The organism is Streptomyces sp. NPDC002935 (genome assembly GCF_040611295.1).
Classification (GTDB): Bacteria; Actinomycetota; Actinomycetes; order Streptomycetales; family Streptomycetaceae; genus Streptomyces.
In genome coordinates this window covers 44,491-65,672 of the sequence record NZ_JBEXNW010000047.1, presented here as the reverse complement: position 1 = coordinate 65,672, position 21,182 = coordinate 44,491, and the positions used below count along the sequence as shown (strand labels likewise).

Sequence of the window (21,182 nt, the reverse complement as noted above, 5' to 3'; positions counted from 1 at the left end):
TAAGCCTCACAGCGCCGATGGTACTGCAGGGGGGACCCTGTGGGAGAGTAGGACGCCGCCGAACAAATTTTGAAGAAAACCCCCGTACCGGGAAATCCGGTACGGGGGTTTTCTGCGTTCAGGACTGTTTCCTTCACGACTGTTTCCTTCACGACTGTTTCGTTCAGGACTGTTTCCCGGACCCGGTGGGCCGGGCCTTTTCTGTTTCTGTGGCTGTTCACAGCCGACCCGCGGCTTTCAGGGCGAGGTAGGCATCCGCGACGGCCGGCGCCAGGTTGTCCGGGGTGGCGTCGACGACGGTGACACCGTGACGCTGCAGCTGTTCGGCCGTGCGTTGACGCTCGGCAGCGGCCTGGGCGGCCGCCGCTGCCTCGTACACCGCGTCGATGTTTCCCCGGGCCTTCACCATGTGCGCGATGTGCGGATCGGCGACCGACGCCAGCACGACCGTGTGGCGCTGGGTGAGGCCGGAGAGCACGGGGAGCAGGCCTTCCTGGATGGGGGCCGCGTCGAGGCTCGTCAAGAGCACGATCAAGGAGCGGCGTGGAGCCGTACGCCGGGCTGTGGCGGTCAGGCCTCGGGCGTCCGTTTCGACGAGCTCCGGTTCCAGGCCGGCCATCGCGTTCACCAGGGACGGGAGGACGTCGACTGCCGCGCGGCCCTGGACGAGGGCGCGTACCCGGCGGTCGTAGGCGAGGAGGTCCACGCGGTCGCCGGCGCGGGAGGCCAGGGCGGCGAGGAGCAGGGCCGCGTCCATGGAGGCGTCGAGGCGGGGGGCGTCGCCGACGCGGCCCGCGGAGGTGCGGCCGGTGTCGAGGACCAGAAGGATGTGACGGTCGCGCTCGGGACGCCAGGTGCGTACGGCGACCGTCGTCCGGCGGGCTGTGGCGCGCCAGTCGATGGAACGGGTGTCGTCACCGGGGACGTACTCGCGCAGGCTGTCGAATTCCGTGCCCTCACCGCGCGTCAGCACGCTGGTGCGGCCGTCGAGTTCGCGGAGCCGTGCCAGCTTGGAAGGGAGGTGCTTCCGGCTGGTGAACGGGGGCAGGACGCGTACGGTCCAGGGGACTTGGTGACTGCCCTGGCGGGAGAAGAGGCCGAGGGGGCCGTACGAGCGGATGGTGACGCGGTCGGCCTGGCGGTCGCCGCGGCGAGTGGGGCGCAGACGGGTCGTCAGGCGGCGGCGTTCGCCGGCGGGGACCGTCAGGTGCTGACGGGAGGCCGTGACCTCCGTGCCGGGTTCCCAACTGCTCGGCGGCCAGGCGTCGCGGAGGTGCGCGCGCAGAGGGCGGCTCGACGGATTGGTGACGGTGAGGGTGACGTCCGCGGACTCGCCGAGGCGCACCGAGGTGTCGCCGGAGCGGGTCAGGCGGAGACGTCGTACGGGAGCCGCGAGGGCGGCGTCGCAGGCGCAGGCCAGGGCCAGGGGGGCGTTCACGGCCAGGATGCCCGTCCAGCTGGGCTCCCAGATGCCCACGGGGAGTGCGCCCAGTGCCGCCAGGAGAGCGGCGCGTCCGGTGAGTGCCATCAGCGGGGGACGGGGACGTGGGCGAGGATCGCGTTGATGACGGAATCGGCCGTCACGCCCTCCATCTCGGCTTCGGGGCGGAGTTGGACGCGGTGGCGGAGCGTGGGTAGGGCCAGGGCCTTCACGTCGTCGGGGATGACGTAGTCGCGTCCGGTCAGCCAGGCCCAGGCGCGGGCCGTGGCGAGGAGTGCGGTCGCGCCGCGCGGGGAGACGCCGAGGGTGAGGGACGGCGATTCGCGGGTGGCGCGGCAGATGTCGACGACGTAGCCGGTGATCTCGGGGGACACCGCTGTCTTGGCGACCGCGGCGCGGGCGGCTTCGAGGTCGGCGGGCCCGGCCACGGGGCGCAAGCCGGCGGCGCGCAGGTCGCGCGGGTTGAAGCCCTCGGCGTGACGCGTGAGGACGTTGATCTCGTCCTGGCGGGAGGGCAGAGGGATCGTCAGTTTGAGCAGGAAGCGGTCCAGTTGGGCCTCGGGCAGGGGATACGTTCCCTCGTACTCGACCGGGTTCTGGGTCGCGGCGACCAGGAAGGGCTCGGGGAGCGGTCGGGGTGTGCCGTCGACCGTGACCTGGCGTTCCTCCATCGCCTCCAGCAGCGACGCCTGGGTCTTCGGCGGCGTGCGGTTGATCTCGTCGGCCAGCAGGAGGTTGGTGAAGACCGGGCCGGGCTGGAAGGAGAACTCGGCGGTGCGGGCGTCGTAGACGAGGGATCCGGTGACGTCGCTCGGCATGAGGTCGGGGGTGAACTGGACGCGTTTGGTGTCGAGTTCCAGCGCCGACGCGAGTGCGCGGACGAGCAACGTCTTGGCCACTCCGGGGACTCCTTCGAGGAGAACGTGTCCGCGGCAGAGGAGGGCGACGACGAGGCCGGTCACGGCGGGGTCCTGGCCGACCACGGCTTTGGCGATCTCGGCGCGCAGGGCTTCCAGGGAGGAGCGGGCGGTGTCCGCATCCCCGGAGTACCCGGCGTTGTCAGTGGTCGGGTCCATCATGAAATGCGTACCTCTCGTTCGAGGGCGTCGAGTTGGTCGGCGAGGGAGACGAGGGCCGCGTCGTCGTGGGGCGGCGGCCCGAAGAGGAGCGGGAGCAGGGCCTGTCCGTCGCCGTCGAGGCGGGCGGACAGGGCGGGGAGCAGGGCTTCGGGCGCGTGCGCCTGGGCCGGGGGCACGCCGATGAGGGGGGCGAGGCGGGTGCGGGTGGTGGAGCGCAGAGCGGCGGCCGCGCGGTCCCGGGCGTTGGTCTTGCGGTAGAGGCGGGCGCGGCCTTCGGCGGTTTCGGAGGCGCGGATCGCGACGGGGAGTCGTTCGGGTACGAGGGGGCCCATGCGGCGTGCCCGCCACAGGGCGGCCAGGACCGCCGCGATGAAGAGCTGCAGTGTGCCCCAGAGCCAGCCGGAGGGGAGCAGGTCGAAGAAGCTCTGGTCGCCCGCGTCGGTGGCCGAGTCGTCGGAGAGCGAGGGGAGGTACCAGACCAGGTGGGGGCGGGAACCGAGGAGTTGCAGAGCGAGCGAGGCGTTGCCCTGCTCGTCGAGGCGGTCGTTGTAGAGGATGTCGGGGGCGCCGAGTACGACGGTGTCGCCGCTTGTGGAGGGGGCCGGGACGCGCAGGAGCGTGGGCAGTCCGCCGCTGGGGTAACAGGCGTCGGTGCCCGGGTCGGTGGTGGTGTAGCGGATGCCGCCCGTGTCGGCGCTGCCCGCTCGGCGGGCGGCGGGCAGGGTGCAGTCGGGGGAGAGCGTCGAGTCGAAGCTGACCGCGGGGTCGGCGGTGACTCCGGGGACGAGGGTGCCGACGGACGGCGATCCGGGGGAGATCAGGACCGTACGGCCGGCGGAGGTCGCCGTCGCCGACTTCAGGAGCGTCTGCTGGCGCTTGGTCAGCAGGTCGGGGGCGGCGATCAGCAGAGTGGTGTCGGGGCCGGCCGCGGCGCGGGCCTTGTCGAGGGTGGTGACCACGCGCGTGGAGACCCCTTGGGCGGCGACGAGTTCGGCGACGGCTCTGCTGCCGTAGGGGTCGACGGAGCGCGGGTCGAGGCGGCCGTGCCGGGCGTCCGAGCGGACCGCGGCTATCACGACGGCGGCCACCAGCAGGAGGACGAGCGCGAGGACGATTCCCCGCGTCCGGGTCCACAACTGGCGGGCGGTGGGCGAGGCCGAGGTGGAGGTGAGGGTGGCCTCGGTCATGAGGCGGCCCCCTGGCGGCTGTTGCGGGTCGTGTTCCGGTGCGTGCTCTGGGCGCTGTCCGTGAGTACGGGTCTGGTGCGCTCCAGGTCGCGGTCGAGCTCGGTGAGGCGCTGGTACGCGCTCTGGTCGCCGGTCCGGCCGCCGTACGTGACGTCGTCGAAGTCCCGTGCCGCGGCGCGGAGTCGGTCCGTGTGGGAGGGCAGGGTGCGGCTTGCCTCCGCGGCTGCCTCGTCGGCCGTGCGGCCGGGGCGCGGGTCGAGCAGGGCGCGTTCCTCCAAGGAGCGGACGATGGCGCGCATCCGCTCCTGGACGGCCTGGTTCCAATGGCCCTGGGCGGCGTGGGCCTCGGCGGCGGCGCGGTGTTCGGCGGCGCTCTTGGGGCGGTCGTCGAAGAGGGTGGCGGACGAGGCGGGGGCGCGGTGGGGGGTGCCCAGACGCCACCACAGGGCGGCCACGACCGCGACCACGGCGAGGACGATGGCGACGAGTCCGAGCGTTCCGCCGGGTGTCGCGGCGGAGGCGGCGCCGAACAGTTTGTCGACCCAGTCCCAGAAGCCGTTCAGGGCGCGCTGGAAGAGGCCGGGGTCGTTCTCGTGGTACATCCGCTTGGACAGCTCGCGTTTGGCCGCCTCCCGGGCGGGGTCGCGCGGGATCGTCACCGGTGGTTCGTCGCCGCGCGACAGCGCGAGGACGGCTGTCGCGCCGGTGTGCGGCCATGCAAGTACCGCTGTGAGAACTCCCCCCGCCCCGTTCACCGCATCAACTCCCCGGTGTGGTGCCGGTGGCCTCGGTGCCGTAGCCCTGGACACCGGCGGCTCGGGCCAGGTCGAGGTCGAGGGCCTCGCGGCGGATGCGCTGGTCGATGTACAGGAGGACCGTGACGCCCGCGGTGATCGGGAAGGTGATCATGGATCCGATCACCGAGCCGATGCCGCTGACGATGAGGAAGGTCCAGCCGAGGTCGCCGCCCGCGTTGTTGACGAAGCCGCTGAAGCCGTCGCCGCTCAGCGCCGCGGCGAGGAGGCCGAAGGGGATCACGATGATCGCCGCCACGATGTTGGCGATGATCGTGGCGAGCAGTTGGATGCCGAACACCCGCCACCAGGAGCCGCGTACGAGTTTCGCGGAGCGGCTCATCGACTTCAGGATGCTCTGCTTCTCCAGCATCAGGGAGGGAGAGGCGAGCGAGAAGCGGATCATCAGCCAGAGGGCGACGGCGCTCGCGGCGAATCCGCCGAGGACGGCCAGCGCGGCACCGGCGTCACCCGAGCCGCCCAGAGCGACGAGCAGACCGGGGAGGGCGCCGACGCCGACGATCACGACGGCGATGAGCGGCAGCAGCAGGGTCAGGCCGAACAGCTTCGGCAGTTGGGGACGGGCGTCCCGCCAGGCCTCGCTCGTTGTCACCGGCTTGCCGAGCACCGCGCGGCTGGTCACCGATGTGAGCAGGGCCGTCGCGACGATGGTGCCGAGCAGGGTGATGAGCAGGACGGCGCCGGTGTTCAGCATCGTGTCGCCCATGGCCCGGCTCAGCTCGCCGAAGGTGGCGCTCGGGTCGTTGAGGGCGTCCGTGTCGGTGCTGTTGTCCAGGACGAAGCCCTGGAGCAGGATGACCGCGATCTCCGTGACGACGGCGACGGCCAGCGAGATGCCGAGGACCGTGCGCCAGTAGGTGCGCATGGTCGAGACGGCGCCGTCGAGGATCTCCCCGACGCCGAGCGGGCGCAGCGGGATCACGCCGGGTCTGGCGGCGGGCGGGGGTCCGCCCCAGTTGCCGCCCCAGCCGACGGGTCCACCGGGGCTGCCGTATCCGTGGCCGGGGCCTCCCCAGCCGCCGTGGCCACCGCCCTGGCCTCCGGGGCCGACCTGGCCGCCCGGGTGCTGGCCGCCCCAGCCCGGACCGGGCGGAGCGGGTGGCGGGGTCCCGCCGGGACCTTGCGTGCCGGGAGCGGACCACTGGGCGGGAGGGGGCTGCTCCTTGGACCACTTCGAGGGCTGCTCGGGTTGGTTCGTTCCGCCCTGGTCCGCGGGTTGCGGGGTGCCGGAAGGGTCCGGCTCCTCTCCGCCGGAGGGGGCGGATCCGGGCGAGGCCCAGCCCGGAGTGTCTTTCATCGTCGCTCCTTCACGGTGCCCGTCCCGCGGTCGCGGCGGCAGGTTGGCAGCCATCGTGCCACGGTGTGCCCTGCGGGGGACCGGCCCCCGTATGGGCTGCACACCTTCAATTGTCCGCGGGGTACGGGGCAGACTGGGCGGATGGCTGATCACTACGCGCAATCCCGCGAGGACAGCGGGCCGACGGAGATACCCGCGATCCGCTGGCACGAGCCGCCCGAAGGCCCTGTGCTGGTCCTTCTCGACCAGACGCGGCTTCCTGCCGAGGAGGTCGAGCTGGTGTGTACCGACGCGCCCGCGTTGGTGGAGGCGATCCGCACGCTCGCGGTGCGCGGGGCGCCGCTGCTCGGGATCGCCGGGGCGTACGGCGTCGCCCTCGCCGCCGTACGCGGCTTCGACGTGGACGAGGCCGCCGACGCGCTGGCCGGTGCCCGGCCGACCGCCGTGAACCTCGCGGCCGGTGTGCGCAGAGCGCGGTCGGCCCACCGGGCGGCGCTCTCCGGGGGCGGTGACGAGGAGGCGGCAGCCGCGGCGGCGCTCGCCGCGGCGCGGGCGCTGCACCGGGAGGACGCCGAGGCCAGCTCGCGTATGGCCGAGCGCGGGCTGGCGCTGCTCGACGAGCTGCTGCCGGGCGGCGGGCACCGGGTGCTCACGCACTGCAACACCGGGGCGCTGGTCTCCGGCGGGGAGGGCACGGCGTTCGCGGTGGCGCTCGCGGCGCACCGGGCGGGGCAGCTGCGACGGCTCTGGGTGGACGAGACGCGGCCGTTGCTGCAGGGTGCTCGCCTGACGGCGTACGAGGCGGCTCGCAACGGCATGGCGTACACCTTGCTCACCGACAACGCGGCGGGCTCGTTGTTCGCGGCCGGAGAGGTCGACGCGGTGCTGATCGGGGCAGACCGCATCGCGGCCGACGGTTCGGTGGCTAACAAGGTGGGGAGCTATCCGCTCGCGGTGCTGGCCAGGTACCACCACGTGCCGTTCATCGTGGTGGCGCCGGTGACGACGATCGATCCGGACACGCCGGACGGAGCATCCATCGAGGTCGAGCAGCGCGCCAGTCATGAAGTGACCGAGATCACAGCACCGCAGGTGCCGGTGGTGGGGGTCGAGGCGGGAGGCGGTATACCTGTGGCACCCCTGGGGACCCAGGCGTACAACCCGGCGTTCGATGTGACGCCGCCGGAGTTGATCACGGCGATCGTCACCGAAGAGGGCGTTGTTTCGCCCGTGACGGCTGAGGCTCTCGCCGAGCTGTGTGACTTGTCACGCCAGGTAACGATTTAGTTAATGGGATGATGTCGTTTATGAAGGGACGAGTCCTTGTCGTCGATGACGACACCGCACTGGCCGAGATGCTCGGCATTGTGTTGCGTGGTGAAGGTTTTGAGCCGTCTTTCGTAGCCGACGGCGACAAGGCGCTGGCCGCTTTCCGCGATGCCAAGCCCGACCTGGTGCTCCTGGACCTGATGCTGCCCGGACGGGACGGCATCGAGGTATGCCGCCTGATCAGGGCGGAGTCCGGGGTGCCGATCGTGATGCTCACGGCGAAGAGCGACACCGTCGATGTCGTGGTCGGCCTCGAATCGGGCGCCGACGACTACATCGTGAAGCCGTTCAAGCCAAAGGAGCTGGTGGCACGGATCAGGGCGCGGCTGCGCCGTTCGGAGGAGCCGGCACCCGAGCAGCTGTCGATCGGCGATCTCGTCATCGACGTCGCCGGTCACTCTGTGAAGCGGGAAGGCATGTCGATCGCGCTGACGCCGCTGGAGTTCGACCTGCTGGTCGCTCTGGCGCGCAAGCCGTGGCAGGTGTTCACGCGTGAGGTCCTGCTGGAGCAGGTGTGGGGCTACCGGCACGCGGCGGACACCCGTCTGGTCAACGTGCACGTCCAGCGGCTGCGCTCCAAGGTCGAGAAGGACCCGGAGCGTCCGGAGATCGTGGTGACCGTCCGAGGTGTCGGTTACAAGGCAGGACCGAGCTGACATGTCACGGGACAGTGCCGCTTCGGCGCCCGCTGAGCAGGGGGACCGTTCGGAGCGGCCTGTCGGCCGAAAGATGACGGGTTCACGCTGGGAACGGTTCTTCGAGGGAGGGCTGCTCCAGGGCGGAGTCCAGGGCAGCCCGGTCCTTCGGCTGCTCATACGCTGGGTGCGTCGTCCGCTGCTACCCGTGATGCGGCTGTGGCGGCGCAACATCCAGCTCAAGATCGTCGCGACGACGCTGCTGATGTCCCTCGGCGTCGTCCTGCTGCTCGGCTTCGTCGTGATCGGACAGGTGCGCAACGGCCTGCTGGACGCCAAGGTGAAGGCCTCGCAGAGCCAGGCCACCGGTGGGTTCGCGGCGGCCAAGCAGCAGGCGGACTTCGGGGCGACCGCGAACGGCGACGACGGCCCGACCGCGGACGGCCGCCCGTCCAAGAACGTCAGCCAGTGGATGACCGACCTCGTCGTGTCCCTGTCCAGCGGTGGACAGGGCGCGTTCGACGTCGTGACGCTCAACTCCACCGCGTCGGGCAACGGCAGCGGCGGCCTCGCGCCCCGGTACTCCGGCCAGGTCGACCCGACGGTGAGCGTGCCCGAGAATCTGCGCGCCCGGGTCGACAGGAGCACCGCGGCGGCGCAGAGCTACACCCGTGTCGTCTACAAGGACGGCCGGGAATCCCAGCCCGCTCTGGTCATCGGCAAGCAGGTCAACGACCCCAACGCAGACGCGTACCAGCTCTACTACCTCTTCCCGCTGACGCAGGAGGAGAAGTCGCTGAGCCTGGTCAAGGGAACGCTCGCGACGGCCGGACTGTTCGTCGTGGTGCTCCTCGGGGCCATCGCCTGGCTCGTGGTGCGCCAGGTCGTCACACCGGTGCGGATGGCGGCCGGGATCGCCGAGCGGCTCTCCGCCGGACGCCTCCAGGAACGTATGAAGGTCACCGGCGAGGACGACATCGCACGTCTTGGCGAGGCCTTCAACAAGATGGCGCAGAACCTCCAGCTCAAGATCCAGCAGCTGGAGGACCTCTCGCGGATGCAGCGACGGTTCGTGTCCGACGTGTCGCACGAGCTGCGCACACCGCTGACGACCGTGCGGATGGCCGCCGACGTCATCCATGACGCGCGCGTGGACTTCGATCCGGTGACCGCGCGGTCGGCCGAACTTCTCGCCGACCAGCTGGACCGGTTCGAGACGCTGCTCGCGGACCTGCTGGAGATCAGCCGGTTCGACGCGGGTGCGGCGGCGCTGGAGGCCGACGCCATCGACCTCAGAGAAGTCGTACGACGGGTGGTCGGCGGAGCCGAGCCGCTCGCCGAGCGCAAGGGCACGCACATACGCGTCGTCGGCGACCAGCAGCCGCTGATCGCCGAGGCGGACGCCCGGCGGGTCGAGCGGGTGCTGCGCAACCTCGTGGTCAACGCCGTGGAGCACGGCGAGGGCAAGGACGTCGTCGTCAGGCTCGCCGCGGCGGGCGGAGCGGTCGCGATCGCGGTCCGCGACTACGGCGTCGGGCTCAAGCCCGGCGAGGCGACCCGGGTGTTCAGCCGCTTCTGGCGGGCCGACCCGGCACGCGCGCGTACCACCGGCGGCACGGGTCTCGGGCTGTCCATCGCCCTGGAGGACGCGCGGCTGCACGGCGGCTGGCTGCAGGCCTGGGGCGAGCCGGGCGGCGGTTCGCAGTTCCGGCTGACCCTGCCGCGGACGGCCGACGAACCCCTCAGGGGATCGCCGATACCGCTGGAACCCAAAGACTCCCGGCGCAACCGCGGACTCGACGACGCCGGTCTGCCGCACGGCGGCGGTGCCAAGCTCGCCACGGTGCCCGTGCAGCAGCCCGGGGCCGCGACGGCTCCGATACCGCCGCGTGGGCAGATGCCCCCACGGCTGGCCGGGGTGTCGCCCACGGCCGATCCGACGGCGCTGCCGGGCAACGGCGCGCGCGTGGTGCCCCGGCCGGCCGGGACCGTGCGCCGCCAGGAGGAGACATCCGGCACCGGCCGGGAACGGACCGCGCAGGAGCGGGGGCGGGACGGCGAGACGCCGGAGGAGCTCGGACATGGGGAGGCATTTCGTGGGCGCTGACCGCGGGGGGAGCGGCGTCCGCGGACGCCGTCCGGTGCGCGTCGTGGCGTATGTGGGCTGTGGAGCCCTGCTGCTGGCGGGGTGCGCCTCGATGCCGGACAGCGGGGATCTGCGCGGGGTGGAGTCCACGCCGCGCCAGGACTCGCAGGTCCGCGTCTACGCCATGCCGCCGCATCCCGGCGCCTCGGCGACGGAGATCGTGCAGGGCTTCCTCGAGGCGCTGACCAGCGACGACGCCAAGTACGAGACGGCCGGCAAGTACCTCACAGACGGCGCCCGCAAGGCGTGGGATCCGTACCGTTCCACGACGGTCCTCGCGGACGCCCCGAACTCGGTGGGGCTGCCCTCGGAGGCCAAGGACGGCAGTCGTGACGTCGTGTTCCGGCTGAGCGGCAGCAAGGTCGCCAGGGTGGACGACCGGCACGCCTACTCGCCGGACTCCGGCGCGTACAGCGGGTCGGTGCACCTGACCAGGCTGAAGAGCAACAAGCAGTGGCGCATCGACGGGCTGCCGCAGGGCGTGCTGATGGGCACGTCCGACTTCCAGCGCAACTACGTGTCCGTGAACAAGTACTTCTACGCGTCGAACGGGACCTCGGGCAGCGGCCGTCCTCTGGGGACCGTCGCCGACCCGGTCTATGTGCGCGCGCAGGTCGACCCGATGACGCAGATCGTGCGGGCGCTCCTGAAGGGGCCGACGAGCTGGCTGGCCCCCGTGGTCAGGTCGCGCTTCCCCTCGGGCACGGAGCTGAAGGACCGCGACACGTCGCTGTCGCCCGACGACAGCAACAGGGTCACCGTGCCGCTGAACGCGAAGGCCGACCACGTCGGCGGCCCGCAGTGCCGCCAGATGGCGGCCCAACTCCTCCTCACCCTCCAGGACCTGACCCCCACCGGCGTCGACGAGGTGGAGCTCCAGAAGTCGGACGGCTCACAGCTGTGCGTGCTGGCCAAGGCCGGGGCCAAGGACGTCGCTTCGCACGTCACGGGCCAGCACCCGGACCAGTACTTCATCGACCACGAGCAGCGGCTCGTACGGATGCCCAGCGGCAACCGTGACAAGACGCCCGAGCCGGTGCCCGGTGCGCTGGGCGAGGGCGGCAAGAAGCTGCGGGCGGCCGCGGTGTCGCGCGACGAGACCAGCGCGGCCGGGGTGTCGGCCGACGGCCGGAACCTGTACGTCGGGTCGCTGGTGTCGGGCGGTTCGCTCGGCGAGCCGTTGGTGCGGAGCCAGGGCAAGACGGCGGACGACCGGCTGACGACGCCGAGCTGGGACGCGCAGGGCGACCTGTGGGTGGCCGACCGCGACCCGGAGAACCCCCGGCTGCTTCTGCTGCAGAAGGGTGCGGGCGAGCCGATCGTCGTCGAGACGCCGCTGCTCGACGGGCGCGTGGAGGCGGTGCGGGTGGCCGCCGACGGCGTGCGCATCGCGCTGATCGTCGAGAAGGACGGCAAGAGCTCGCTGCAGATCGGGCGCATCGAGCGGTCCAAGCCCCGTGAGCCGCGCGGCGCGTCCGTCTTCGAGCTGGGATCAGTGGCACCCCAGCTGGAGGAGGTCACGGCCATGTCATGGGCGGGGGACAGCCGGCTCGTGGTGGTCGGCAGCGAGAAGGGCAGCGTGCAGCAGATGCGCTACGTCCAGGTCGACGGTTCCACTCCGATGGGTACCTCGCCCTCCGCGCTGGCCAACGTCAAGGAGATCGCCGCGTCCGAGGACGAGCAGCTGCCGCTGGTGGCGTACTCGGAGACGGACGGGATCGTGCGGCTGTCGGCGGGGGAGCAGTGGCAGAAGGTGGTCCAGGACGGGACGGCGCCGGTCTATCCCGGGTAGCGCCGTGTGTTCTGCGTCGGCGGGCTCGTCCGGTCACCGGGCGGGCCCGCCGCTGTGTCCGGGGTCGGTCCGTACGTTCGCCGGCGGTCCGTGCGCCCGCCCCGCCGCCCGTCCTCTCCGCCGTCTGCCCGCCCTGCCGTCCAGCCGTGTACGGCCGCTCCGGGGAGTTGTCCACAGGCGGTTATCCACAGGGGTGGCCGGGCGGGCCGGGCGTTGGCACAGTGGTGGCCATGCGGAGGTGGTGGCAGGACCTCACGGATCTGGTGCTGCCGGCCGAGTGCGGAGGCTGTGGAAGGCCTCGCACGGTGCTCTGCCCTGAGTGCCGTGCCGCCCTGAGCGGGGCCGCTCCGTGCCGGGTGCGACCGGTACCCGAGCCGGCGGGGCTGCCTGTGGTGCACGCGGCGGCTCCCTACGGGGACGAGGTGCGGGCCGCGCTGCTCGCCCACAAGGAACGGGGTGCGCTGGCACTGGCGGCACCTCTGGGAGCGGCCCTCGCAGGGGCTGTGCGGGCGGGTCTGCGGCCGGTACGACGTCCTGGTCCGGCCGGGCGGCCCACGGCTTGGCAAGGGCGGCTGAGGCTCGGGAAGGGGGAAGCGTGGGGCGAGCGGGAGGGACCGGAGACCGTCGGTTCGGTGGTCCCGGGGCTCGGAACAGGATGCGGGCCTGTGCTGCTCGTACCCGTGCCGTCGGCGCGGACGGCGGTTCGGGCGCGGGGGCACGATCCGGCGCGGCGGATCGCGCTCGCGGCGGCGGGCGAGCTGCGGCGCACGGGAACACCTGCCCGGGTGCTCGGCGTGCTGAGGCAGCGGCGCGCCGTGGCCGACCAGTCCGGGCTGAACTCCCGGCAGCGGCTGGAGAATCTGGCGGGTGCCCTGGAGGTCGTCGCCGGGGGCGAGCGGCTGCTGGCCGAAGGAGGCAGAGTCGTACTGGTGGACGACCTGATGACGACGGGGGCGTCGCTGACGGAGGCGGCGCGGGCCGTACGGGCCGCGCAGTCGGGCGTGCGGGCGGTGCGATGGACGGGCCAGAGGGCGGAACGGGCTGTGCGATGGACGGGTGAGAGGGCGGAACAGGCGGAGGGGTACGGGCGATTCGCGGGTAGGGAGCAGGCCGGAGGGACGAACGGTGACACGGTCAGCTCGGCCGTGATCGCTGCGTCGCCGGACGCCTTCGAAATAAACCGGAACTGACCGAGAACTTGCATCGTTGCAGGTAATGAGTGGGTCAATTCACCTGAACGGAGGTACGTCTCAGTAGAGGGTGACGACATCCGTCCGGGCGAGATATGTTCGGTTGTGAGGCAATGGCGCAGGCCCTACCTCGCACATCCGAATGCCGTGTCGCGGGTTTTCAGCAATCACCCGCATCGGTGGGGTGGAGATCTTGTCCTTGGGGGAGGAGGAGGTGAAAGTCACCGAGTCCGAGGTTCCGGTGCTCACCGGGGCCTGGTGCAAAAGGGAGATGCTCCGCCAGTGGAGCGGGGCTATCCGGGAACGGAGTTCTGCGTGGACATCGTCGTCAAGGGCCGCAAGACCGAGGTGCCCGAGCGGTTCCGCAAGCACGTGGCCGAGAAGCTGAAGCTGGAGAAGATCCAGAAGCTCGATGGCAAGGTGATCAGCCTCGACGTCGAGGTGTCCAAGGAGCCCAACCCCCGACAGGCCGACCGCAGTGACCGAGTGGAGATCACGCTCCACTCCCGCGGACCGGTGATCCGGGCGGAGGCAGCGGCAAGCGACGCGTATGCAGCACTCGACCTGGCCGCGGACAAGCTCGAGGCCCGGCTGCGCAAGCAGCACGACAAGCGCTACACCCGCCGCGGCAGCGGCAGGATCTCGGCAGCAGAGGTCGCCGACGTCGTCCCGGGTGCCGCGACCCTGAACGGCAACGGCAGCGTCGTCCACGACGAGGAGCCGGACGCCGTGCCGACAAAGAAGATCGGCTCTCTCGAGATCATGGGCGAAGGCCCCTGTGTCGTCCGCGAGAAGACCCACGTGGCCGAACCGATGACGCTCGACCAGGCGCTCTACGAGATGGAGCTGGTCGGGCACGACTTCTACCTCTTCGTCGACTCCGAGACAAAGGAGCCCAGTGTCGTCTACCGGCGGCACGCGTACGACTACGGCGTCATCCACCTCAGCACGGACCCGATGGTCACCCAGGGCGGGGCGGACGCGCCGGGCGGCGCGCTCGGCGGTTGACCATCCCCGGTGACGGCTGAGCCGGTGCCCCTGGAGCGCGAGTGCGCCCCCAGGGGCACCGGTGTGCGACCACTTCACGTCCCGCGATGTCACCGCGCGCACGTCCGGGCATGGAATCATGGCCGCACCGGCCCAACCGGTGGGCCGTTGCCTTGGGTTGGCGATGGCACAGAAACACGGGCCACGGCCTTCAGGGGGAGGAACGATGGCGGACAGCTTCGGACCGATGCGTGGCGGTGATGCCGACGACGGCATTGTCGCCACCGGCCTGGGCGTGGGCTCTTCGCGCAAGGAGCCCATCAGGGTCCTTGTCGTGGATGACCATGCCCTCTTCCGCCGCGGTCTGGAGATCGTGCTCGCGGCCGAGGAGGACATCCAGGTCGTCGGCGAGGCGGGTGACGGGGCCGAGGCGGTCGACAAGGCCGCCGACCTGCTGCCCGACATCGTGCTGATGGACGTACGGATGCCCAAGCGCGGCGGTATCGAGGCGTGCACCTCCATCAAGGAGGTGGCCCCCAGCGCGAAGATCATCATGCTGACGATCAGTGACGAGGAGGCCGACCTCTACGACGCGATCAAGGCGGGTGCGACCGGGTATCTCCTCAAGGAGATCTCCACGGACGAGGTGGCCACGGCCATTCGCGCGGTGGCCGACGGGCAGTCGCAGATCAGCCCCTCGATGGCGTCGAAACTCCTCACCGAGTTCAAGTCGATGATCCAGCGGACGGACGAGCGCCGGCTGGTGCCCGCGCCGCGGCTCACCGATCGCGAGCTGGAGGTCCTCAAGCTCGTCGCCACGGGAATGAACAACCGGGATATCGCCAAGGAGTTGTTCATCTCCGAGAACACCGTGAAGAACCATGTGCGCAACATCCTGGAGAAGCTGCAGCTGCACTCCAGGATGGAGGCCGTGGTGTACGCGATGCGGGAGAAGATCCTCGAGATCCGCTAGGCGTCACCCGAGGACTCCGCCGGCTCTCACCCGAGGACGCGGACGAGCTCCCCGATGAGCGGCTCGCGCAGTTCCGGTGCGTCCACCCGCTCGACCCGTACATCCGTGCAGTCCACCCAGCTCGCGGCCTCCGCCAGGGCCTGGGCCACCGCCGGGACCGCCTTGGCGCCGTCCACGGTGACCTGCTTGGCGACCAGCGTGCGGCCCTCCCGGGCCGGGTCCACCCGGCCGACGAGCCGGCCGCCGGCGAGGACCGGCATCGCGAAGTAGCCGTGGATCCGCTTCGGCTTGGGCGTGTACGCCTCCAGGCGGTGCGTGAAATCGAAGATCCGCTCCGTGCGCGCCCGCTCCCAGATGAGGGAGTCGAACGGCGACAGCAGCGTCGTACGGTGGCGACCGCGCGGGGCCGTCTCCAGTGCCGCCGGGTCCGCCCACGCGTCTCCCGCCGGTCTCCCGCCGAGGCTCCGGGCGCCGCCCTTCCCGGCGGCGGGCCTGCCCCAGCCCTCCACCGACACCGGGACCAGGCCCGAGTCCGCGATCACCGCGTCGACCTGCTCACCCTTGAGCCGGTGGTAGTCCGCGATGTCCGCGCGGGTGCCGACGCCGAGGGACTGGCCGGCGAGACGGACGAGACGGCGCAGGCACTCCGCGTCGTCCAGCTCGTCGTGGAGCAGCAACTTCGGGATGGCACGCTCCGCGAGGTCGTAGACCCGCTTCCAGCCGCGCCGCTCCACGCACACCACCTCGCCGTACATCAGCGCGCGCTCGACGGCGACCTTGGTGCCCGACCAGTCCCACCACTCGCTGGTCTTCTTCGCCCCGCCCAAGTCCGTGGCCGTGAGGGGGCCTTCGGCGCGCAGTTGCTTGACGACCTGGTCGTAGGCGCCGTCCGGCAGGTCGTGGTTCCAGTGCGGACGCGCGCGGTAGGCGCGGCGGCGGAACGCGAAGTGGGGCCACTCCTCCACGGGCAGGATGCAGGCCGCGTGGGACCAGTACTCGAAGGCGTGCGGTGCCGGGGGTGTGTCGGCGGCCGGTGCGGACGTCCAGTAGGCCTGCTCGACGGCCCTGCGGCCGACGGCGCCGAGACGGGCGTACGGAATGAGCTCGTGGGAGCGGGCGAGGACGGAGATCGTGTCGAGCTGGACCGCGCCGAGGTGACGCAGGACTCCGCGGACGCCCGCCCTGCGGTCCGGGACGCCCAGGAAACCCTGGGCCCGCAGGGCGATACGGCGGGCTTCGTCCGCGGAGAGTTCGGTGGCGGGACGCGGGAGACTCGTCATGCTCACACGTTAGGCGGTGCCACTGACAACGGGTGCGGGCCGGGTGACGGTGCCAGGAGGCGCCGGAACCGGTGCCGGGGGTCACCAGGCCCGGAACCCGTGCCAGGGGTCGCCAGGTGCCGGAAACGGCGACAAGAGGCCACGAGGAGTCACGAGGTTCGCGAGGTGTCGGAACCCCTGTCGGGAGCCGGGGTCGCACCCGGTTCGGTCCTCACCTGGCCGGCAGGTACGGCGCCGTCGACGGGAGGCCCAGGTCCGACGGGAGCAGCGAGCCCACCCAGCAGTCCCTGCGTACGCCCTTGTTGTTGATGGCGGAGCGGAGGGTCCCTTCGATGGTGAAGCCGGCGCGTTCGGCGACCGCGCGGGAACCGGTGTTGCCGACCTCGGCACGCCATTCGACGCGGTCGACGGACAGGTCCGTGAACGCCCAGCGGGAGGCCGCGACGGCGGCCTCGGCGATGTAGCCGTTGCCGCGGTGCTCCTTCGTCGCCCAGTAGCCGACCTCGCCGACGCCCAGGGAGCGCATGGTGATGGAGAGCATGCCCACCAACTCCCCGGAGGGGAGGAAGACGCCGAACGCGAAGGCGGAGCCGTCCGCCCAGCCCTCGGGCACCATCTGGTCCGTGAAGCCCGTCGCGTGCTCGCGCAGATAGGGCGACGGGATCGTGGTCCAGCGCTGGATGTCGGGATCCTGGGCGGCCTCGTAGACGGCGTCGGTGTCGTCCGCCTCCACGATGCGCAGGACAAGACGGTCGGTGGTCAGCGTGACGGGGTCCATCGGCCGATTCTGCTCGGGCATCCCGAAGGACGCCATTCCTTTGCCGTGAGTGAGCGGTTCGCTACTTTTCGCTGTGCCGACGCGGCACCTTCGGCCACCCCGGCCCGTTGTCCTAGTGGCTGTCACGGGCAGACCTCCCGGCGCGGTGTGGTCCTCGCTTACGATGGCCGTTGCTCAAGCTGTGATTTGAAACTGCCATTGAAACCGACCGTCCCAGGCCCGACCGGCAAGGAGACAAACCCCCGTGTCCGTCCTCTCGAAGATCATGCGTGCAGGCGAAGGCAAGATCCTGCGCAAGCTGCACCGCATCGCGGACCAGGTCAACTCCATCGAAGAGGACTTCGTCGACCTCTCCGACGCCGAGCTGAGGGCCCTCACCGATGAGTACAAGCAGCGGTACGTCGACGGCGAGAGCCTCGACGACCTGCTGCCCGAGGCGTTCGCCACCGTCCGTGAGGCTGCCAAGCGCGCCCTTGGCCAGCGTCACTACGACGTGCAGATGATGGGTGGCGCCGCGCTCCACCTCGGCTATGTCGCGGAGATGAAGACCGGTGAGGGCAAGACACTCGTCGGCACCCTGCCCGCGTATCTGAACGCCCTCTCCGGAGCCGGCGTCCACCTCATCACGGTCAACGACTACCTGGCCGAGCGCGACTCCGAAATGATGGGCCGCGTCCACAAGTTCCTCGGACTCGAAGTCGGCTGCATCCTCGCCAACATGACTCCGGCCCAGCGCCGCGAGCAGTACGCGTGCGACATCACGTACGGCACGAACAACGAGTTCGGCTTCGACTACCTCCGCGACAACATGGCGTGGTCCCAGGACGAGCTCGTCCAGCGTGGCCACAACTTCGCGATCGTCGACGAGGTCGACTCCATCCTCGTCGACGAGGCCCGTACGCCGCTGATCATCTCCGGCCCGGCCGACCAGGCCACCAAGTGGTACGGCGACTTCGCCAAGCTGGTCACCCGCCTCAAGAAGGGCGAGCCCGGCAACCCCCTCAAGGGCATCGAGGAGACCGGCGACTACGAGGTCGACGAGAAGAAGCGCACCGTCGCCATCCACGAGCCCGGCGTCGCCAAGGTCGAGGACTGGCTGGGCATCGACAACCTCTACGAGTCGGTGAACACCCCGCTCGTCGGTTACCTGAACAACGCCATCAAGGCCAAGGAACTGTTCAAGAAGGACAAGGACTACGTCGTCATCGACGGCGAAGTCATGATCGTCGACGAGCACACCGGCCGTATCCTCGCCGGCCGCCGCTACAACGAGGGCATGCACCAGGCGATCGAGGCGAAGGAAGGGGTGGACATCAAGGACGAGAACCAGACGCTCGCCACGATCACCCTCCAGAACTTCTTCCGCCTCTACAAGCGCCACGACCACAACGGCAAGGAGATGCCGGGTCTCTCCGGCATGACCGGTACGGCGATGACCGAGGCCGCCGAGTTCCACCAGATCTACAAGCTCGGCGTCGTCCCGATCCCGACCAACAGGCCGATGGTCCGCAAGGACCAGTCCGACCTGATCTACCGCACCGAGGTCGCCAAGTTCGAGGCGGTCGTCGACGACATCGCCGAGAAGCACGAGAAGGGCCAGCCGATCCTGGTCGGCACCACCTCGGTCGAGAAGTCCGAGTACCTCTCGCAGCAGCTCTCCAAGCGCGGCATCCAGCACGAGGTGCTGAACGCGAAGCAGCACGACCGAGAGGCGACGATCGTCGCCCAGGCCGGCCGCAGGGGTGCCGTCACGGTCGCCACGAACATGGCCGGCCGCGGTACGGACATCAAGCTCGGCGGCAACCCCGACGACCTCGCCGAGGCGGAGCTGCGCCAGCGCGGCCTCGACCCCGAGGAGCACATCGAGGAGTGGGCGCACGCCCTGCCCGCCGCCCTGGAGCGTGCCGAGAAGGCGGTGAAGGCGGAGTTCGAGGAGGTCAAGGACCTCGGCGGCCTCTACGTGCTCGGTACCGAGCGCCACGAGTCGCGGCGTATCGACAACCAGCTGCGCGGTCGTTCCGGCCGTCAGGGCGACCCGGGCGAGTCCCGCTTCTACCTCTCGCTGGGTGACGACCTGATGCGCCTGTTCAAGGCCCAGATGGTCGAGCGCGTCATGTCGATGGCGAACGTGCCGGACGACGTGCCGATCGAGAACAAGATGGTCACGCGCGCGATCGCGTCCGCCCAGTCGCAGGTCGAGCAGCAGAACTTCGAGACCCGCAAGAACGTCCTGAAGTACGACGAGGTGCTCAACCGGCAGCGCGAGGTCATCTACGGCGAGCGCCGTCGCGTCCTGGAGGGCGAGGACCTCCAGGAGCAGATCCAGCACTTCATGGACGACACCATCGACGCCTACATCGCGGCCGAGACCGCCGAGGGCTTCGCCGAGGAGTGGGACCTCGACCGGCTGTGGAGCGCCTTCAAGCAGCTCTACCCGGTGAAGGTCACCGTCGACGAGATGGAGGAGACGGTCGGCGACCGTGCCGGTCTGACCGCCGAGTTCATCTCCGAGTCCATCAAGGACGACATCCACGATCAGTACGCGGCCCGCGAGGAGCAGCTCGGCTCCGAGATCATGCGTGAGCTGGAGCGCCGGGTCGTGCTGTCGGTCCTGGACCGCAAGTGGCGCGAGCACCTCTACGAGATGGACTATCTCCAGGAGGGCATCGGCCTGCGTGCGATGGCCCAGAAGGACCCGCTGGTCGAGTACCAGCGCGAGGGCTTCGACATGTTCAGCGCCATGATGGACGGCATCAAGGAAGAGTCCGTCGGCTACCTGTTCAACCTGGAGGTCCAGGTCGAGCAGCAGGTCGAGGAGGTTCCGGTCGAGGAGTCCGCGCCGTCCCTCGCCAAGCGGGACGCGGTGCCGGCGGGCGGGATGCGCCCCGAGATCCGTGCCAAGGGGCTCGACGCCCCGCAGCGGCCGGACCGGCTGCACTTCTCCGCGCCGACCGTCGACGGTGAGGGTGGCATCGTCGAGGGTGACTTCACCAGCGACGACGAGCCCGTGCGCTCCGAGGCGGACGGCCTCACGCGCGCGGAGCGCCGCAAGCAGCAGAAGGGCGCGTCGCGTCGCCGCAAGAAGTGAGTGAGGGTCGCGGGCGGCCGGTGACTGCCGCCGACCGCGACCGGTAACGCGCTGGAAGGGCCGGGCACCTCGGTGCCCGGCCCTTCGCGTTGCCCCGGGCCGGTCTGGGCGGCTGTTGTCCCGGGCCGGGCTCGGCGGCCGTGGAAGCCCGGGTCGCCGTTCGGTCCGGGTAAGTCGCCCTTCGGCCCTGGCTCAGTCGTCCCTCGGCCCCGGCTCAGTCGTCCTTCGGGCGGGGCATGCGGGGGCCGCCGAGTTCGATCGCCGTGCAGCGCCAGCGGAGGTCGGGGCCCCGCTCCAGCCGGAAGGCCATGGCGCGGAGCTGGTCGCCCGCGCCGATGCGGGCGAAGGCCTCGACGGCGCCCGGTCGCGCGACGTAGTAACCGATGTCCCGGACGACGGGACGGGAGCCGCGGGTACGGAGGGGGCCGCGTTCGGCGAGCCAGGCCAGTTCGTCGTACGCGCGGCCCGCGGTGTGCCGCAGCATGCAGTGGACGGGACGCGCACCGCTCAGAACGGCCAGCAGCCGCTCGGCGAAGACATCGGTGGGGCGCGGCTGGGGAGCGGGCCGGCGAGTTGCCTCGGCGGATGTGCTGGCGGTCGGCTGCGCCTCACCCGGCGCCGCGGCCGGAGACGGGCTGCCGGCAACCACCGCCGACGACGGGCTTCCCGCCGCCACCGCCGAGGCCCGGCTCCCGGACGCCACCCCCGACGCCCGGCTCCCGGACGCCACCGTCGCCTGCTGACCCGTGGCCGGTACCGCGTACGGGCGGCTCTCGGGTCCTGCCGCCGAGGGGCGGTCGGCGGTCGGCTCGGAGGACAGGTGGCCCGTGGCCCGTGCCGCGTACGGCCGACCCGTGGGCGGGCGGGGCGTGGTCTGCGGGGACGACAGGTCCGGCGGGCCGCTCGTGGTCCGTGCGGGGGGCGCGCCCCCGTCCTGCGGAGGGCTGCCTCCCGGAGTCCCGGTGGGGGCGCCCGTGCCCGGGGTGCGGGGTGGGGTGCTGCCGGGGCGGCGGGTGTCCTGGCGGCCGGGCGGACGGGTGCCCGGGTGGCGCCTTGTCCTGGTCATCACCTTGTTCATGCGTCGTCCCCGCTCGTTGGGACCGATCGATACCGGTCGGTAACTTTCGTGTTGGGGATCTTGTACGAGGCGGGAGCGGGCCTCCGC

General features: G+C 71.0%; 17 protein-coding genes. 9 read left to right on the top strand and 8 right to left on the bottom strand.

Going from position 1 to position 21,182, the window contains the following annotated elements; all coding sequences use genetic code 11:
• Positions 1 to 217: 217 nt before the first annotated feature.
• The 5 genes from ABZX90_RS39390 to ABZX90_RS39370 are packed head-to-tail and all read right to left on the bottom strand — an operon-like array spanning position 218 to position 5,819.
• A complete protein-coding gene (locus ABZX90_RS39390; RefSeq protein WP_355213154.1) occupies positions 218 to 1,528 on the bottom strand; it encodes a DUF58 domain-containing protein in 1,311 nt (436 codons plus the stop codon).
• Positions 1,528 to 2,517: a MoxR family ATPase gene (locus ABZX90_RS39385; RefSeq protein WP_355213152.1), complete on the bottom strand. Its 990-nt coding sequence runs from the start codon at positions 2,515 to 2,517 to the stop codon at positions 1,528 to 1,530. Before ABZX90_RS39385 ends, ABZX90_RS39390 begins: the two co-directional genes overlap by 1 nt.
• Positions 2,517 to 3,707 (bottom strand): DUF4350 domain-containing protein, encoded by a 1,191-nt coding sequence (locus tag ABZX90_RS39380; protein ID WP_355213150.1) that lies wholly within the window; start codon positions 3,705 to 3,707, stop codon positions 2,517 to 2,519. Before ABZX90_RS39380 ends, ABZX90_RS39385 begins: the two co-directional genes overlap by 1 nt.
• On the bottom strand, positions 3,704 to 4,462 hold the full coding sequence (locus ABZX90_RS39375; protein WP_351130791.1) for a DUF4129 domain-containing protein: 759 nt from the start codon (positions 4,460 to 4,462) through the stop codon (positions 3,704 to 3,706). Before ABZX90_RS39375 ends, ABZX90_RS39380 begins: the two co-directional genes overlap by 4 nt.
• A 4-nt stretch (positions 4,463 to 4,466) precedes the next feature.
• A complete protein-coding gene (locus tag ABZX90_RS39370) occupies positions 4,467 to 5,819 on the bottom strand; it encodes a glycerophosphoryl diester phosphodiesterase membrane domain-containing protein (protein ID WP_355213148.1) in 1,353 nt (450 codons plus the stop codon).
• A gap of 141 nt (positions 5,820 to 5,960) precedes the next feature.
• On the opposite strand from ABZX90_RS39370, the gene mtnA reads away from it, so the two are divergent.
• From mtnA to ABZX90_RS39335, 7 genes are all read left to right on the top strand, one after another.
• Positions 5,961 to 7,106, top strand: coding sequence for an S-methyl-5-thioribose-1-phosphate isomerase (gene mtnA, locus ABZX90_RS39365; protein ID WP_351130793.1), 1,146 nt, complete (start codon positions 5,961 to 5,963; stop codon positions 7,104 to 7,106).
• Between the two features lie 8 nt (positions 7,107 to 7,114).
• A complete protein-coding gene (mtrA, locus tag ABZX90_RS39360) occupies positions 7,115 to 7,804 on the top strand; it encodes a two-component system response regulator MtrA (protein ID WP_192582811.1) in 690 nt (229 codons plus the stop codon).
• A 1-nt stretch (position 7,805) separates the two neighbouring features.
• Positions 7,806 to 9,890 carry an MtrAB system histidine kinase MtrB gene (gene mtrB / locus ABZX90_RS39355; RefSeq protein WP_355213145.1) on the top strand — a complete coding sequence of 695 codons (2,085 nt, stop codon included), beginning with the start codon at positions 7,806 to 7,808 and terminating at the stop codon, positions 9,888 to 9,890.
• Positions 9,880 to 11,721: an LpqB family beta-propeller domain-containing protein gene (locus ABZX90_RS39350; RefSeq protein WP_355213164.1), complete on the top strand. Its 1,842-nt coding sequence runs from the start codon at positions 9,880 to 9,882 to the stop codon at positions 11,719 to 11,721. Before mtrB ends, ABZX90_RS39350 begins: the two co-directional genes overlap by 11 nt.
• A gap of 230 nt (positions 11,722 to 11,951) precedes the next feature.
• Positions 11,952 to 12,911 (top strand): ComF family protein, encoded by a 960-nt coding sequence (locus ABZX90_RS39345; protein WP_355213143.1) that lies wholly within the window; start codon positions 11,952 to 11,954, stop codon positions 12,909 to 12,911.
• A gap of 282 nt (positions 12,912 to 13,193) precedes the next feature.
• Positions 13,194 to 13,919, top strand: a complete 726-nt coding sequence (gene raiA / locus ABZX90_RS39340) for a ribosome-associated translation inhibitor RaiA (protein ID WP_351130799.1) — start codon at positions 13,194 to 13,196, stop codon at positions 13,917 to 13,919.
• Positions 13,920 to 14,124: 205 nt separating this feature from the next.
• Positions 14,125 to 14,871: a response regulator transcription factor gene (locus ABZX90_RS39335; protein ID WP_351130801.1), complete on the top strand. Its 747-nt coding sequence runs from the start codon at positions 14,125 to 14,127 to the stop codon at positions 14,869 to 14,871.
• Positions 14,872 to 14,897: 26 nt separating this feature from the next.
• On the opposite strand, the gene ABZX90_RS39330 is transcribed toward ABZX90_RS39335, so the two are convergent.
• On the bottom strand, positions 14,898 to 16,151 hold the full coding sequence (locus tag ABZX90_RS39330; protein WP_355213140.1) for a crosslink repair DNA glycosylase YcaQ family protein: 1,254 nt from the start codon (positions 16,149 to 16,151) through the stop codon (positions 14,898 to 14,900).
• Between the two features lie 211 nt (positions 16,152 to 16,362).
• Positions 16,363 to 16,929, bottom strand: coding sequence for a GNAT family N-acetyltransferase (locus tag ABZX90_RS39325; protein WP_355213138.1), 567 nt, complete (start codon positions 16,927 to 16,929; stop codon positions 16,363 to 16,365).
• 244 nt (positions 16,930 to 17,173) lie between these two features.
• Between ABZX90_RS39325 and secA the strand changes: the two genes are divergently transcribed.
• On the top strand, positions 17,174 to 20,017 hold the full coding sequence (secA, locus tag ABZX90_RS39320) for a preprotein translocase subunit SecA (protein WP_351130806.1): 2,844 nt from the start codon (positions 17,174 to 17,176) through the stop codon (positions 20,015 to 20,017).
• Between the two features lie 214 nt (positions 20,018 to 20,231).
• Here the strand turns inward: secA and ABZX90_RS39315 are convergent, their stop codons facing one another.
• Positions 20,232 to 20,501: an Rv3235 family protein gene (locus ABZX90_RS39315; protein WP_351130807.1), complete on the bottom strand. Its 270-nt coding sequence runs from the start codon at positions 20,499 to 20,501 to the stop codon at positions 20,232 to 20,234.
• On the opposite strand from ABZX90_RS39315, the gene ABZX90_RS39310 reads away from it, so the two are divergent.
• Entirely contained in the window at positions 20,500 to 20,760 is a 261-nt protein-coding gene (locus ABZX90_RS39310; RefSeq protein ID WP_351130809.1) for a hypothetical protein, read from the top strand. The genes ABZX90_RS39315 and ABZX90_RS39310 overlap by 2 nt on opposite strands.
• Positions 20,761 to 21,182: the final 422 nt, after the last annotated feature.